The sequence below is a fragment of the Roseimarinus sediminis genome (assembly GCF_050433125.1).
Classification (GTDB): Bacteria; Bacteroidota; Bacteroidia; order Bacteroidales; family Prolixibacteraceae; genus Roseimarinus; species Roseimarinus sediminis.
Map to the genome: position 1 here is coordinate 138,120 of NZ_JBNPXV010000002.1, position 16,321 is coordinate 154,440.

General features: G+C 44.1%; 12 protein-coding genes. 3 read left to right on the forward strand and 9 right to left on the reverse strand.

What is annotated here, in order from left to right:
* Positions 1 to 90: 90 nt before the first annotated feature.
* The 4 genes from FHS86_RS03600 to FHS86_RS03615 form a co-directional block, all read right to left on the reverse strand.
* A complete protein-coding gene (locus FHS86_RS03600; RefSeq protein ID WP_429411230.1) occupies positions 91 to 813 on the reverse strand; it encodes a class I SAM-dependent methyltransferase in 723 nt (240 codons plus the stop codon).
* Between the two features lie 35 nt (positions 814 to 848).
* Positions 849 to 1,139, reverse strand: coding sequence for a hypothetical protein (locus tag FHS86_RS03605; RefSeq protein ID WP_429411232.1), 291 nt, complete (start codon positions 1,137 to 1,139; stop codon positions 849 to 851).
* Between the two features lie 83 nt (positions 1,140 to 1,222).
* Positions 1,223 to 2,827: an OmpP1/FadL family transporter gene (locus tag FHS86_RS03610; protein WP_429411234.1), complete on the reverse strand. Its 1,605-nt coding sequence runs from the start codon at positions 2,825 to 2,827 to the stop codon at positions 1,223 to 1,225.
* Between the two features lie 135 nt (positions 2,828 to 2,962).
* On the reverse strand, positions 2,963 to 4,459 hold the full coding sequence (locus FHS86_RS03615; protein WP_429411236.1) for a hypothetical protein: 1,497 nt from the start codon (positions 4,457 to 4,459) through the stop codon (positions 2,963 to 2,965).
* A 101-nt stretch (positions 4,460 to 4,560) separates the two neighbouring features.
* Here FHS86_RS03615 and proS point away from each other — a divergent pair, with 101 nt between their 5' ends.
* Positions 4,561 to 6,036 carry a proline--tRNA ligase gene (gene proS, locus FHS86_RS03620; protein WP_429411238.1) on the forward strand — a complete coding sequence of 492 codons (1,476 nt, stop codon included), beginning with the start codon at positions 4,561 to 4,563 and terminating at the stop codon, positions 6,034 to 6,036.
* 133 nt (positions 6,037 to 6,169) lie between these two features.
* Here the strand turns inward: proS and FHS86_RS03625 are convergent, their stop codons facing one another.
* From FHS86_RS03625 to FHS86_RS03645, 5 genes are all read right to left on the reverse strand, one after another.
* Positions 6,170 to 6,406: a hypothetical protein gene (locus FHS86_RS03625; RefSeq protein WP_429411240.1), complete on the reverse strand. Its 237-nt coding sequence runs from the start codon at positions 6,404 to 6,406 to the stop codon at positions 6,170 to 6,172.
* The gene (locus FHS86_RS03630) at positions 6,399 to 6,761 is read right to left on the reverse strand and encodes a hypothetical protein (protein WP_429411242.1); all 363 of its coding nucleotides are present in this window, start codon (positions 6,759 to 6,761) and stop codon (positions 6,399 to 6,401) included. The genes FHS86_RS03625 and FHS86_RS03630 overlap by 8 nt, the downstream gene beginning before the upstream one ends.
* A gap of 16 nt (positions 6,762 to 6,777) precedes the next feature.
* Positions 6,778 to 7,050: a YtxH domain-containing protein gene (locus tag FHS86_RS03635; protein WP_429411244.1), complete on the reverse strand. Its 273-nt coding sequence runs from the start codon at positions 7,048 to 7,050 to the stop codon at positions 6,778 to 6,780.
* A gap of 307 nt (positions 7,051 to 7,357) precedes the next feature.
* Positions 7,358 to 11,236 (reverse strand): translocation/assembly module TamB domain-containing protein, encoded by a 3,879-nt coding sequence (locus tag FHS86_RS03640; protein ID WP_429411246.1) that lies wholly within the window; start codon positions 11,234 to 11,236, stop codon positions 7,358 to 7,360.
* An 8-nt stretch (positions 11,237 to 11,244) separates the two neighbouring features.
* Positions 11,245 to 13,089: a BamA/OMP85 family outer membrane protein gene (locus FHS86_RS03645; protein ID WP_429411248.1), complete on the reverse strand. Its 1,845-nt coding sequence runs from the start codon at positions 13,087 to 13,089 to the stop codon at positions 11,245 to 11,247.
* A gap of 439 nt (positions 13,090 to 13,528) precedes the next feature.
* On the opposite strand from FHS86_RS03645, the gene FHS86_RS03650 reads away from it, so the two are divergent.
* On the forward strand, positions 13,529 to 14,623 hold the full coding sequence (locus FHS86_RS03650; RefSeq protein ID WP_429411250.1) for an AI-2E family transporter: 1,095 nt from the start codon (positions 13,529 to 13,531) through the stop codon (positions 14,621 to 14,623).
* A 139-nt stretch (positions 14,624 to 14,762) separates the two neighbouring features.
* A complete protein-coding gene (locus tag FHS86_RS03655) occupies positions 14,763 to 16,130 on the forward strand; it encodes a sigma-54-dependent transcriptional regulator (RefSeq protein WP_429411252.1) in 1,368 nt (455 codons plus the stop codon).
* The last annotated feature ends 191 nt before the right edge of the window (positions 16,131 to 16,321 follow it).

A 16,321-nucleotide genomic window follows, 5' to 3' on the forward strand; every position in this document is an offset into this window, starting at 1 on the left:
GGTGATCCTGAAATTCCTTTGCTTGCGGGGGGCAAAGCATGGTTGAAAGGGACAGGAGCACTCCAAATTAGTTTGTTCCGTTTCAGTAAATCAAATCAGACTAAGTTCAGCCAGATAATCATAGTGGGGGCCGTATTCGACTACCCTGGTTTTAAACCCGTTTTTCTCTGCAATATCACTCAAAATTACATGATCTGCAAATAGCCATGAAAAGGTTTGTCCATGAATCGCTCCGTAGCTCAGCTGATAGTCAATTTCACCATAATACTGACTGGCGTTGATATCTAAAAGGAAAGAACCGTCGCTTTGTTCAAAAAGATAAATCAGGTCGGATGAATCGAGTAGAATTTTACCTCCGGGGCGAAGCAGGTTTTTTAAATGGAGCAATAAGTTTTCGAGGCCCTGAGTGGTTCCGGCAATTCCGATTCCGTTCATCAAAAGCAGGATGGTGTCAAATTTTGAATCTTTCAGGTCGAATACCGAGCGGTTGATTATATTTTTCAGTCCCCTGTCCTTCATCACTTCACAACAGAGCTGAGAGATCTCAAGTGCAGTAACATCCATGCCTTCGGCCTGCATCCATACTGAATGACAACCCGCACCTGCGCCTACATCGAGTATTTTTCCTTTGCTCTTACGCAGGGCCATGCGCTCCAGTTTGGGCATTTGACGAAAAGTGCGGAAAAAATAGTCGGGAGGCAATTCCTCGTCTTCAACAAGCGTTGAAGCGACTTTTACCGGCGAGTTATTGCGGCTGAAATGATAATTATAAATTGCATTTCCTATGGGATCGGCTTCGGGTAACAGGATCATTATTTTTGATTGTAAATAAAATCAAAGATAATAAATCAAATTGCTTGCACCTTACTGATTCTTTCAGATGTTGCAACTATTTTGAAGCAGCTCATGTTTTTGGTAGAATAAAGATAGAAACCCTTGTGAGGACCCGATGCAATGATAAAAATGCGCGAGTCGGGTAATTGTTTGGCTGTTTCAATCACAAAGTCGAGATTGATCTTTTCACGATGAAGCCAAACGTTGGCCTCAAGACTTCCGGTAGTCAGTTTATTGCCATTGCTTTCAGCCTCCTGAAAGTAAGTCAGGGCAAGCTGGTAATCGATTGCTTCTTTTCGTTGCATTTTTGGCTAGTTACGTTTGCAATACGGGGTTTTAGATAATACAATCAGGATGGATTTTACCCCATCCTGATTTGCTGTTTTTTCTAGAAGCGGAAGCCAAAGGTTACCGTTGCCTGATGATTAAGTTCTGTAATCGTTGCAGTTGCGTCGCCTTGTCCGGGGTTGGTATAATAAATTTCGTGCACTTTATGAGCAAAGTTGTTTTGGTTTAAACGATAGGCAAAATCAACAAAAAATTTGTTTTGACGGTAGCCAAAACCTCCGGTGTATGCCGAAAAGGTATCACTGTTGTTGTGCAGAGCCGCACTGGTACCATCGTCGAAGGTGTAGCTGTCCTGCCATGGATTGCCCAGCAGATTGTATCCGGCCCGTAGACTAAAATTGGGTGTAAGGCGGTACTCACCACCAATACGTATATTGGCCACCGATTGGTATACGTTGTCAATATCGGAGTTGTGCCCCGAATAATCGAAATTGTCACCGGCGATCGCCCGGAACCTGGCATTTGCATAATTTACCATCTCGTAGTCAACACTGATCAGTCCTTTGTCGGCAAAAGTATAGGCTGCACTCAGGTTGATTTTCAAAGGCGTTTCCAGTTCGTAAGCATAATCCTGATAATTGTCGTCATTGTGTTGCTGGTAATATCCGTCATCGGGATTGCCAATGCCCTGGTCGTAGTTGGCTGTCATCTGTTTGTTGTCGTAGCGGCTGATCTCATAAAAGGTCGGAGTATGGAAAGCTGCTCCCAGGCGCAAAGAGGGAATGGGACGATAAATGATTCCTGCTTTGAAGTTGATGCCAAAGCCCGATTCGGTCAATACCTGGTCGAGTGTAAAATTATTGAGAATAGCACTTTGTTCTTCATTGTCGGTTTCGGAATACATGGTGTACTGCTTGAATTGCAGATCGACCAGGCCGATTGAAGCACCAAAGTAAAATTTATGATTCACATTGGCTCCCATCGACAAGAGGTATTCATCAATTTTACCAATTTGTTCGATGTGCTTTTTCTGCTGATGGGGCTTTACGCCTGTTGCATCGTAGCCAATTCCCAGATAATTATTGTTTTCATCGTAAATTTCGTAGGCCTGATAGTCGGTAAGGTCATTGTAGTAAATGCCTTCAATTACTTCGGGGTCAAGATCTTCATCAACAAGATAGGTGTTCCATGCGAGCCCTTCGTAGTGAGGATCAAAGCTGTTGACATTTCCTATGCTGTTGGCATAATCGGTATAGTAATTCAAAAGGGTGGTGTTGGCACCAAAGCCCTGAATCATGGCATTCGAATGGAAATTTTTCAGTCGGTTGTAGCCTACTCCAAAGCTGAAGTTGACAATTCCCGATTCAATCCCGGTATTGGCGGTGGCCACGTAGCTCAGATTGTTGAAATTGAAATTGTATTTGTAGTCGCTTTCCAAATTATTCAGATAGCTGCTTTCCATTTGGTTAAAATTAAGCGTGGGTGAAAGCGTCAATTCACCCGAACGATAGAATCCCAAACCGGCAGGATTGATACTGGCCGAAACAAAGTCACCACCCAGGGCTCCAAAGGCACTTCCCATGGAAATTGACCTGGCGGTGCCGCCATATTCTGTTTGAGCGTAACGTAGTGCATCATAAAAATCCTGAGCAAAAGTAAAGCTAAATGTCAGCAGTGCCAGTATTGTTATAAAGTATCTTTTCATCACAATTATTTTAGCGTGTTTAAAATGGCTTATTAATTAATGTGGTGAGCAGTGTAGTGCAACATCCACTATTTCAGATTTATTTGTGTTTAAAATGAGGCCCTGCCTTTCTAAGCAAGGCCTCATTTAGCTATATTATCGGCGGCTGCCACGGCTTCCACCCGATGAGCTGCTGCTCGATGAGCTGCTACCTGACGAGCTGCTTCCCGAGCTACGTGAATAGCTGCTTCCACTACTTCCCGAAGAACTACGTGACGGGCTGTAACTGCTGCTACTCCTGCTAGGCGTGCTGCTCGAACGGCTGGGTGCCGAATAACTTGATCGTGACGGGCTGCTGCTGTAGCTCCGGCTTGACGATCCGGATGAACCGCTGCGGTAAGTCGACGTAGGGGTTGAGCGCGTTGTTGACGACGGAATGCTGTAGCTTTTTGAGCTGCTTCCTGTCGAGCGTGTATAGGTGCTACGACTTTGTGCCGGTGTGCTGTTGCTCCTGTTATAGGTTGCCCTGGTATTTGAACGTGGTTTGTTGTAGCTGGGCGTATAATCCGAACTGCGCTGAGTGTTTGCGTTGCCCGATGATACAACCGGCTTGTTGTAGCTGGCACTTCCACTTCGTTCCGAACGGGTAACAGGAGTTACGGCCGTGCGGGTCGATGCCGGTGCTGTGCTGGTATTGTTTGTTCTGACATTGCCGTTACGACTAACATTTGAAGTAGTGGTGCTTCTTCTCATTTCAATCAGTGCTTCGCCACTTCCACTGCGCTGAGTAGTAACTGATTTTTGGTTTGATGCAGTGGTGTTATCAATTACACTTCTTCGTCCGTTACTCTGAGCCGATTTATTAATTACACTGCCGCTTTGGCGCATATCACTGCTGCCAACCGAGCGGGCTGCAACACCTCCGCCACCATATACGGTGTTGGGTCGGCGTGAACGACGGTCACCATCGTGATAATCGCGATTGTTTCCGGCATAATAGGGCCAGTTGTTGTAATATGATCCATAGTAGGGGTAATAATGATTGTGATAATAGGGTGGATACCATGAGTTGTATCCATACCAACCCCAATAGGCCCCTGCATAGCCCCATGAACCATAGTACCATGGGTCGTAATACCATGGGTCCCAATAGCTGTAATGTGGAGATCCCCAGCCCCAACGGAACGAAAAGTTATAGTAAGGATCGTAATGATAATAATAGGGGTCGTGGAAAGTTCTTATCCTTTGGGCATACGAGAAATCATCTTCAACAAAGTAGTTGTTGATTTCATATTGCCCCTGATCTTCATCGGGGAAATAGACGGTATCATTCGCTACACTGTCGATGTTCTCGAGATTATAAGCCTGCACTTTGTTGAACCAGTCTGGTTCATCGTCGGCATAAATATAGTTGTTCAGCTTTTTTGTGCCGTCTTCGCCTTCTTCAAGCTGGCTTACAATGATGGTTTCTTTTTTGGCTAATTGTTTCTTATTAGCCAATTCATTGTCTGCCAGTTCGGGACTCAGCTCCATTGAAACATCGCCCGGCCTGTAGTAAATGTCGTCAACGTAGCCGCCAGTAGTTTGCAGTCCTGTGCTGCAGGCCGTGGCGACCATTGCGACCATGGTGATGATGATTAATTTACGTTTCATAACTTGTCCTCCTTAGGCTTTATATTTTTGTATTTTTGTGCTTTCTTTGTAGCGCTTTAAATTTACTCAAAGTAAACAAATACTATACCAAAGGACAAAAAATGGCTAAGGAATTAACTTCTAAAAGTGAAAATTATTCACAATGGTACAACGATCTGGTTGTCAAGGCCGATCTTGCTGAAAATTCTGCTGTACGTGGCTGTATGGTAATCAAACCTTATGGATATGCCATTTGGGAAAAAATGCAGGCGCAACTTGACCATATGTTTAAAGAAACAGGACATGTGAATGCCTACTTCCCACTATTTATTCCGAAGTCGTTTTTTAGCAAGGAGGCAGCTCATGTTGAGGGCTTTGCAAAAGAATGTGCGGTGGTAACGCATTATCGTTTGAAGAACGATCCCGATGGGAATGGCGTGGTGGTAGATCCATCTGCCAAACTGGAAGAAGAACTGATTGTTCGTCCTACTTCGGAAACCATTATCTGGAATACCTACAAAAACTGGATTCAGTCATGGCGTGATCTGCCCATACTGTGTAATCAGTGGGCCAATGTGGTTCGCTGGGAAATGCGGACCCGTTTGTTTTTACGTACGGCCGAATTCCTCTGGCAGGAAGGACATACCGCTCATGCTACCAAACAGGAGGCCATTGAAGAAACCTATCGTATGGTAAATGTATATGCCGATTTTGCCGAACAATACATGGCCATGCCGGTAATTAAAGGTCATAAGTCGGAAAACGAACGATTTGCCGGTGCGCTCGACACACTCACCATTGAAGCACTAATGCAGGATGGAAAGGCACTGCAATCGGGTACATCTCACTTTTTGGGTCAAAATTTTGCCAAAGCCTTCGATGTACAGTTTGCCAACAAGGAAGGTAAGCTTGAACATGTTTGGGCGACCTCATGGGGGGTTTCCACCCGGCTGATGGGGGCACTCATCATGGCTCATTCCGACGACAATGGTTTGGTGCTTCCACCTAAACTGGCTCCTTTCCAGGTGGTAATTGTTCCAATTTACCGAAGCGAAGAACAGCTTACAGCCATTTCTTCCAAAGTGGATGAGATTGTAGCCAGCCTGAAAGCGCTGGGTATCTCCGTCAAATATGACCATAGTGATGCTAAAAAGCCAGGTTGGAAATTTGCCGAATATGAGCTAAAGGGTGTTCCTGTTCGTTTGGCCATTGGCCCGCGTGACCTTGAGAATGGTACCGTAGAAGTGGCCCGCCGTGATACGCTTACCAAGGATGTAGTTCCAATCGAAGGCATCGATCGTTATGTTGAAACTTTGCTCGACGATATTCAGCAGTCGATTTATAAGAAAGCCTTCGACTTCAGGGCAGAACACACCACCAGTGTTGATACCTGGGATGAGTTCAAGGAAGTACTTGCCAACAAAGGAGGTTTTATTTCGGCGCACTGGGATGGAAGTGCTGAAACGGAACAAAAAATTAAGGAGGAAACCAAGGCCACCATCCGCTGCATTCCACTTGATGCTCCCGAGGAAGAAGGAAAATGTGTTTATTCCGGAAAGCCTTCAAAACAAAGGGTGTTGTACGCCATTGCTTATTAAAGCATTCTAAAATACAGACAAAAAAGAAGGCTGTTCCTTTTCGGGTAACAGCCTTCTTTGGGTCTTGCGCTATTTTCTTGTTTTTGAGGTTTTGTATCGAAAAGTCCCCATCAGGGTACTTCTTATGATCTTCTTATTCTTCAGCCGCGACATTCTTTTTTTTCATTTTGCTAAAAGCCATGGTGAGCAGCGCCGTGACACTCTTTTCTATTAGCGTATTGGTGAGCCAGCGTTTAAAATCGAAAACAACTTCGCTTGTTTCCTGTTTAATGCGTTCGTCATGAAAGCGAAGCTGTTGCTTCAGATTTCTTTTCAGTATCCTTACTTCCCGGAGGCTTTTTACCTTGCCTATGTTGTAGTTGCTATTCATCTTCCTCCTCCTCTTCAAACAAAATTGATGACATTTGTCTGACAATGTTATTGGCTATCAGCCTTTTTCGAAATATCATGAAGAAAAGACCCAGCACTACAATTGATCCGGCAATTATTAGTAATCCGGCCAGATAATCATTAAAGCTTTGCCCGTACCAAACCACAAAGGCCGCCGCAGCAAATAAAAACAGTAAGGCCGCAAGCACTATAAATACAATGTGGCTGATTATTACAACCGATGTTTTGGCCGTTTTTTCAAGCAAACTTAGTTTCAGAATGTCGATCCGAAGACGCAGGTATTCCTGAATGGCAGCGTTTAATCCTGAAAAATTGTCCGACAGCTTTTTGCTCATTTCTTTGTTTTTTGGATTACTTTTTAGCTGTATCGGCAACTTTCGAGGCAGCTTCTTTTACTTTATCAGCTTCTTTTGTTGCATCCTTCTTCATTTGATTTATCTGTCTTTCAAGATGGTCAATCTGGTCTTCGAAGGTGTCGCTGATGTCGCGTGAAATCTTTTTGGCTTTCTTCTTGATTTTTTTTCTTGTTTTATAGCCTTTGTCGGGTGCAATTAAAATGCCTGTTAAGGTTCCGGCTGCTGCCCCTGCTAAAAATCCAATCAATGCGTTTGTTGTCTTATTCATAATGTAAGAAATTTAAAGGTTAATAATTCAGTTTATTTTCCGGACGGAATTTGAGTCAACAGCGGTTGGTGCGAGTTAACTACAACATCGTGCCATGCCGGATACAGTTTGTTAAGGAAGAATTATGCCAGAGTTTGTTGAAAGGAATGAATTATGCGTAATGACCAGATATACAAAGGATAGTGATTTTTGTTTAGTGTGTGGCGGGTCATGTTTCTGTGAGGGTTCATCCACAGTGTGGGGTTAGCCCTCTACAAATGGCAGTCATGCTGCTGACACGCCGTAAGCAATACTGCCTGTAATGCGTTTACTTTTTTGAATCAAACTTGAAAATCACATCAAAACCGCTTTCGCTGGTCGAATTGTTTAGCTGTAAGAAGAGAAACTTAAACAGTTCGTATTCCAGTTTAACTTCATACTGATCGATGCCTTTTTCATCGGTATTGCCCAAATGTTGTTCGTAGCTCACGAACAAATCATTGGTGAGGTACTTTCCAAGCACTACGGTGGCATTGTCGAATTCACCATTGCTGCTCAATTCGATGTAATCGACGTTGAGTTTTTCGCCAAGCACTTTGTTTAACTGACTGGTTAAAAGCGATGATGCGGCTTTTGCTGCCAGTTCAGATCCGCCGGCCTGGTTGAGGTCCTGTTGCTGATTGAGTGACAGCTCGTTCAGGCTCTTTCCGAAAAGGAGGTACGAAAGCGCATCGCCCTCACTGACCTGTTGGTCGTTCATCGAAAAATACACTTCCGGTTCATTGAGTTTTCCTGAAAGCCGGAGCAACAATTCTTCCTGCATGCGCTTGCTGTTTCTGAAACTATAGGAAGCCAAAAGGTTTACACGCGGATTAAAATCTTCTCCTCCCTCAAATGAAACAAGTCCTTCATCAATAATGAAAGTTTTTCCCAATAGTTCATATTGTCCACGAACGACATCTACCGTACCAAAAAGTTCAGTAAACCTGGCATTTTTTATCATCTCAAGATCTCCTGAAAGCTCAATGCGCATGGCTTCGTTTTTGATCCATGTATTTTTTGGAATCTTGATTTTGAGCTTGCCGTTGATATTTTCCCCGAAACTAAAAATGGCTGAATCGGGTACCGTGGAGTGTGCTTGTTCCGGCAACAGGCTGTCGGTGGTTTGACGTAGTTTTTCAAGTTCTTTTACCAGAATGGGTTTTTTTATTTCGGGAGGAGCCTGATTTCCAATAATGGCTATTACTGCCGGCAAATAAATGCTGGCTGAAGGAATGGTGAGTGCACCGTCGAAAACCATGTCTTTCCTGGTTCCTGTCAGTGCTGCATCTCCTGAAATTTCGATATTAAATTGCCTGTGATTAAAAGGAGTGAAGCGATCGAAAAGCACGTTTACTTTGGAGTTTTCAATCGCACCACTGTAAATAGCATGCTGAAAACCGGTGCTTCCGCTTGCCAGCATCTTTCCGTTGCCGCTTTGTATGAGCAGGGTGTCAAGGTTGAGGGAACTGTTGTCGAAATGGACATTCAACACAATCTGATTGTAGTCAATTCCATATTCAGGCACCTTCCATGAGGCATCGCTGAGCTGAAGCTGCCCGGAGGAGAGCGGATTTTCAAGCGTGCCCCCTAAATTGATGGTTCCGTTAAGCGTTCCAAGGGGCGGAGTAATGCTTGTAAATACTTTCAGGAATTCGAGTGGAAAATTACTAATGCTAACTTCCGAGTGGATTGAATCATCGGGGAGGTTGAAGTTCATACTATCGAGCCGGATCTGCATCGGAACTGTGCCTTTCATTTCGAGTGCTCCACCATTGTGAGGGATAAGCATGGCATCAATTAATAAATTTTCTTGTTTAAAGGCGAGCGATCCGTCGAATCGGGTCAGCGGATAAGTGTTGAAGCTGGCATTTTGAAGATCGAAATGACTGTTTATTGCCGGAGCGTTTGCCTGGCCGCTTAGTTCAAGTTGTAAGCCTAACAGTCCCTGAACATCATAGTCAGAAGGAATGAAAGTTGAAAGGAAAGCAAGATCGAAATTGTGAATTTCAAGCCGAAAATCCTGTACCTCTTTTTGACTGATTAGTCCTTCAGCATGAAAGTATTGGTTTTCGTTGTGGTTGGCAATCAGCCTGAAATTTTCAATTAAATAGCTTTCGGGGGAAAGGGTGATGGTAGAAGGAACATTGACCAGCCTGATGCTTTGGTCATTGTAGTGAGTTTCCCATTCACGAAGTTGCACAACAATTGACGAATCAAGCTCAATAGCGGCCTTCATATCCGAATGAAGATTTTCCATGTACAACAGGGTTGAAAGGTCGATAAGTGCCTGATTGTAGCTGGCCGATACCAGCAGCGAGTCGAGTGTGGTGCTGCCTGAATTCAGCGCTGTTGCGCGGGCCTTTACTGTGAATGAAGTGTCTCCGGCAATTATTCCCGATGTATTCAGCTCGAGTGACTCAAGGGTGAGGGAATCATATTCGATCTGTTGCAAACTGGCCGAGGCTTCCATATTGATTGTGTCGGGCAGGCCCCAGAGGTGTGTTTCCAGATTTCCCTTTGCATTGAATGTTTCCAAACCGGTGATCGGCTTCAACAGATCGAGTTTGCTGAATGCAGCATGCAGCATAAGGTCGAATTCCTGGTTGAGCCGATAAGTCCCGTCAACAGTGAGCAGTAAGCTGTCGCTTTGTATCCACAAGGAATCGATTGTGAGTAGTTCTTCTTCAAATTGGAAACTGCTTAGCATTGAGTCGATTCTGATTTGGAAAACGTCAGCATTGGATGCACTGATCATGCCCGATGCTCTGAGCTCTTTGGGTTGGATCCCTTTTCCTTCAATTTCCCCATTCAGGTTAAGCGACGATTGATAAAGGGTGTCGGACAGGATATCCGCCAGATTGAGCTGACGGGTATTGAAACGGATGCTGTAATCGGGAAAGGTGGTGAGTTGATTTACGCTGGCATCCAAATGAAACCGTCCGAAACTTCCCTGTCCGTCAATTAGCGCATCGAGTTTTGCTTTGTTTAGGTTCAGGTTCATTTCAAGTTGCTCAACTTTTTGATTGTTTAGCACGCTGTTATTAAACTGAGCTACCAGTCCGACAATTGCTGATGAGGGATCGGTGCCCCGGCCTTCGACTTTGAGTTTTCCATTGAGCTGGTGCCCAGGATCTAACTGAGTGATCCAGCTTTCGGGCTTCACATTTTCGAGCTGTGCATTAATGAGGTAATGCAGTGCCACACTGTCGGGCTGATTTAAACTGGCCAGCAGTTTGTCGGAGCGCAGTTCGATCTGTATGATTTCGTTTTCATGAACCAGCCGGAGCTGTGCGCTTAAGGTGTCGCCTTCAAGCATTGCATTAACATTCAGCGAAGGATGAACCGGTAAACTAAAGTCGGGCAGGAATAGCTCAAATTCTTCGATCATGATGTCTTTGCTTCGAAGATGAAGGTCGGCCTTTAACTGGTCATCTTCCTGGTAGCTGCCATTGGCTTCGAGTTGATTTTTGGCGGTTTTCAGATAGAAATCGCTGAGCGTGATGCTGGATTGCTGGTGTTCGGCAAGAAATGATAAGTGCTTAAGATCCAGATCGGGTGAAAGGCTGGAAAATGAAAAGGACTGAAGCTGAAGTTTTTGTTGTTTTGAATTACCCTCAAGGGAGAAAAGTAGTCCGATGTTTTCAATTGCCTGGGGAAGCAGGGTGTCTAAGGCGTTAAGCCTGATATTTCCCGCTAACAGTCTGAACTGATTGATTTGGAAAGAAAATTCAGGAATGGTTTTTTCTTCGCTCGAATCATTGGGGGATGAAGGCAATAGTAGTTGGTTAAAATTCCAGAGTGAATCTTTGTTCTGACTCAGGTGCAGGTATGCTTGGTCGATGTGAATGGATTCTATAACGATGCTGCGTCGAAACAAAGGGGCCAGATGGTAAGAGATATCGATGGAAGCCACCTGCGCAATGGTGTCTTCGCTTCCTGTAAGAAGGATGTTGTGCAATGAAAAACCGGTCAGCAGGTTTCCTTTTAATTCTCCAATTTCCAGCCTGCCGTTAATCAGCTGACTGGCATATTTTTCACTTTGTTGAATGATCTTTCTCTTTCCTGTTTTTGTCTGGCTGAACAGGGCCATAAGCAGTAGAAGTACCAGCATGGTTTTCACCAGAATCAGGATCACTTTCAGGATATGGAACAGAATGTTCTTCATGGTACTTTTTAAAATGCTTGTCCTACGCTAATAAACAGTTGTGGTGTTTTTCTGGAGGCAAAAACCGGAAACCCCACATCAACTCTGACAGGACCAATGGGGGTTGCCAGCCGGAGACCTCCGCCAGCTGCAAAGGCCAGTTCGTTCAATGGAAAATGAAAAGTCTCGTGCCACACATTGCCGGCATCGATAAAAGCAACTCCGCTCAGTTGCCAGAACAAAGGATGTCTTATTTCGATATTTCCTTCAACAATGCTTTTTCCTCCCAGAGGCGTTCCGCTTTCGCGTTTTGGTCCGAGTTGTGAACGGCCCCATCCCCGCACCGAATTGCTGCCACCCGAATAAAAACGGTCTTCAACGGGTACAAAGGCATCGTTTGAGTCGCTGTTGACGATGCCGGCCATCGTTCGCAGCGCAAGCGTGAAGTTTCCAAGCGGATGATAGGAGCGATAATCGGCCCAAATGCGTGTGTATGAAAAATCGCCTCCAAAGAGATAGCCGTTCAGTTTAAAACCAAGGGCTATGTTGAAGCCTTTTTCGGGTGAAAATTTTGGCTGGGCATCGTTGAAAACGGTACTTAGCAGCCAGCCCGATTTATTGTAAGGGAGCTCTTCTCCTTCCAGTCCCGAAGGCAGTGTTTCGCCTGGCTCGAGAAATTGTTTTACATTTTGAAAGTAGTAGGCCAGTGAGCTATGCCACGAAGGGCTAATTTTGTAATTCAACGGGATGTTCATGCCCCAGGTACGCGTATCATATCCGGGTTCTGAGTTTCGGCTTGCAAAAGGTTCAAGCGAGATACCCGCCTTGGTGCCAAAAAGACGGGGCTGAATCCATCGAAGCTGCGCCAGGTAAGGCTCTATTGCCGAATGTTTAAGATAGATATTCAGGCGGCGGGCATTTCCTAGAAAACCAAGATAGTTGAAATTGGCAAATGCCCTGAAACGATCTTCGGTACCATAGCCGACTCCAAATTTACTGCTGATTCGGGGAGCTTCTTCAACATAAATTTTTACAGGAATGCTGTCGCCGGCAGTTTGCGGGTTGATATCTGGCAGTACCGAAACGATCCTGAAAAGTTGTAACTGATACAGATCGCTTCGTGTTTTCTCAAGTCGTGACTGATTGTACAGCATGCCCGACCGGTAGGCAGACTGCCCTGTGATGAATTCGCTGCTGATTCGCTGGTTCCCCGAAATGGTGGTGGAGCCAAAATAGCTTTTTGATCCCGGATCGATCAGGAAGCGGAGGCTGAGCTGATGATTGAGCGTATCGAGCCCGATCTCATAATCGACTTTTGCAAATGGATAGCCCTGATTGTTTATACTCGATTCCAGTTCATCCAAAACATTACCAAGCGAAGCATCCCTGAACCGACTGTCTTGTAGTTTTGTGCTTTGCTGTCGAAGCATCATTCGCAGTGAATCAGCAGAAATTCCTTCAGGTTCCTTTTCAAACTGAAAACTGATGGAATCGACCTTTACAGGATTTCCTTCTGCTATCGAAATTGTGAGCTTGATGGTTTGTTTGTTGTCGTCGATAATTGGAGGAAGCGCAGACAAACTGACGTTTAGAAAGCCTTCACGCTGATAAAACCGTTCAAGGCGAAGCAGGTCATTGTTGAGAAGGGTGGCATGAAACAGCGAGGGTTCTATTTTTAGTATTTTTTTGTCAAACCACGATACTTCCCTGAGGTTCATCTGTTCTTCTAAAATGCCCGAAGAAAGGGTGTTGTTGCCAATGAATTTAATTTTTCTGACCTCATAGTTTTCCTGGCTCCAGTTTTTTAATGGGAATAAAAAACAGAAAAGAACAAGCAACACAAATGAAACAGGATGATCGCTGTGTTTTGCCAATTTAATCCGTTTTTTTTGCATTGTTTCTGTCATGTTATAATCTAATTGTAATCCGCTTTGATGATGGTCTGCAAATTTATTTGTTTACTGAATTGGCTTGTTAATTTAAGTCTTTTCTAACGAAATTGTTTGTTCCTTCTAACTGAAAACTACTGCTTGCTTGTTGATTTCCACTTCGTTTATAATTTACGATGCCTGCTAAAGAAACAAAAATGAGGATAAAATGCTACACTTTGTCCCATCTTTCTTTTTGTGTATTTTTGATAATATGCTTGTTATAAGTTATTTGAGTGGGTTGTTCCATCTGCTCATACTACGATGGCATCATTTTTTCGGATAAGCATTTTGCTGGTGATCGGACCCAAAAAATACGTCTTGCCAAAACAAAGCGCTATTTATTTGCGGGAGCACCTGTGAAATATTCAAAAACGTATGATTTATGAGGTATCGATTCGTTATTGGAACAGGCATGGCGATGTTCATTCTTTCCATCTTAGTTTTGGTCATTGTATTGGCCCGTAATCTATTAATTCCGCTGGTATTCAGTTTCTTCTTTGCCTATATGTTGTATCCGCTGGTTTGGAAACTCGAACAGCGTGGTATGCACCGCATCGTTGCAATTTTTATGGTAATGTTAGTGGCCTTACTGGCTTTGGGGGCTTTGTCACTTTTTTTAATCATTGCCTTATCTGATTTTTCATTTGATCCGGCCCTTATGAAACAAACAGTTGACGCTCGTTTTACCGAATTTCTCAAAGGTGTTGAGGCGGGCCTTGGTGTGAATATTTCGACACTTGATAATTTTATCAATCGTATATCAGACGATTTGCTGTCATCGTGGGAAAATAAGGTAGGGAGTTTCTTTACGGCCACTACGACCACCTTGTTTCAGATCGTAATGTTGCCGGTTTATACCTTCTTCTTTCTTTTTTACAGGACTAAAATTGCCTGGTTTATTTTCAGGCTGACAGGCCGTTTGCGCCGTAAAAGGACCTTATTGATTTTACGGGAGATTTCGAGGGTGACGACCCGCTATCTGGGCGGATTGTTGCTTGTGATTCTGATTCTGGCTGTTCTTAACTCGCTGGGATTATTTGTGCTCGGTGTTCCTCACGCACTGATGTTCGGTGTGTTTGCTGCACTTTTGAATCTGATCCCCTACGTTGGCTCTTTTATGGGCGGATTTATTCCTGTCGTTTATGTTTTTTTCACTTACGATCATCCTCTAGAAACCATGATAAAAGTAGCTTTATTGTTTAGTGTGGTTCAATTTCTCGAAAGCTATCTCTTTACACCCAACATTGTAGGCAGTAATGTAAAAATTAATCCACTTGCCATTATTGTCAGTCTGCTGCTGGCTAATATGATTTGGGGAATTGCCGGGATGATGATCGTGGTACCCATTCTGGCCATTTTGAAAATCATTATGCGAAATATTAATGAGCTAAAACCATTTGCATTTTTGATCAGTGACCGGGGTGTTGAAAAGCATCGGCTCCGCTTCAATTTAAAGAAACGAAGCAAAATCAATTAATGGTCTTATACCCTGACACCTTAAAGACTTTCTGAAGCACCGACTTTTACTAACGCATATTTCTTCTTATATTTAGTTGCTTTGAAGCGTTGTATACTGTAGTTGGATACGACACAAAACAGCTGATAAGATTGAAGAAATGAAGAATATTTTAATTATTGATGATGATACTTTCATGTGTCAGTTGTTGGGCAAGCAACTGCAAAACAGCGGTTTTAATACGGAAGCAGCTTTTTCGGGAAGTACAGGGATGGAATTGTTTAAACGTCAAAAGTTCGATCTGGTACTTTGCGATTTCAGACTGCCCGATAGCAGTGGCATGGATTTGCTTCAACAGATGCATTCGCTTCAACCCGGCCTGCCTGTTGTAATTATTACTGCTTATGCCGATGTTCGAATGGCGGTAAAGCTCATGAAGTTGGGAGCCAGCGACTATATTACCAAACCGGTACAACAGGAAGAATTACTCGATCTGATCAATCAGCTGTTGAAAAGGAAAGATAAAAGTGCAGGAAGCAGGAAAAGTAAGCCCCTTTCTGAGGAATTCATTGTAGGAGAAAGTCCCCGCATTCAACAGCTCATCGAACTGGCTACCAGGGTGGCACCAACCGATATGTCGGTGATTATTGAAGGTGAAACAGGAACAGGGAAAGAATACCTGGCGCGTTACCTGCATGAAAACAGCAACAGAAATAATAAACCTTTTTTGGCCATCGATTGTGGTGCGATTCCCAGGGAACTGGCCAACAGTGAATTGTTCGGACATGTGAAAGGCTCATTTACCGGAGCCATCAGTGATAAAGCCGGTGTTTTTCAGAAAGCCGACGGTGGTACCTTGTTTCTCGACGAAGTGGGGAACCTTTCGTACGATATTCAGCTAAAGCTGCTCAGAGCCATTCAGGAACGCATGGTGTCGCGTTTGGGTGAAGAAAAACCGAGAAAGATCGATATACGTATCATTGCGGCTTCGAACGAAAATTTGCTTGAACAGGTGGAGCAAAATAATTTTAGAGAAGATTTATACCACCGCTTGAATGAATTCAAACTGCATCTGCCAGGCTTGCGCGAACGCGATAACGATTTACTGATCTTTATCCGACATTTTATAAAGCAGTCGAACAGGCAGCTCAATCGTTCGGTAAAAGGCATCGATACCGAAACAGAGGAAATCCTTATGAACTATTCCTGGCCGGGAAACCTTCGTGAACTGCAAAATGTAATTCGTCGTTCGGTGCTGATGGCCAGGGCCGACACCATCGACAAAAGTTGTTTGCCGCACGAAATTGTCTTTCCTGACAGTATTAATGGAAGTCAGGCGGCCGATGGCTTACAGGCTCAGGGCAATTCAGGGTCGATGCTAAAAGATGCTTCGTCGGGTATTGAAAAACAGCTCATTGTAAAAGCCATTCAGGATGCAGGTTACAACAAGTCGAAAGCGGCACGGATGCTTAAAATCGACCGAAAAACCCTCTACAATAAGATCAAACTTTACGGAATTGAACTTTGATAAGTAGGTAGTACTTCCCGGTTTACCGGGATTCCATGATCTGCTCTTTCAGAGCCTCTCATGGGACTTCCCGGTAAACCGGGATAAACTTCTCGTTCCATGATCTGCTCTTTCAGAGCCTCTCATGGGACTTCCCGGTAAACCGGGATAAACTTCTCGTTCCATGATCTGCTCTTTCAGAGCCTCTCATG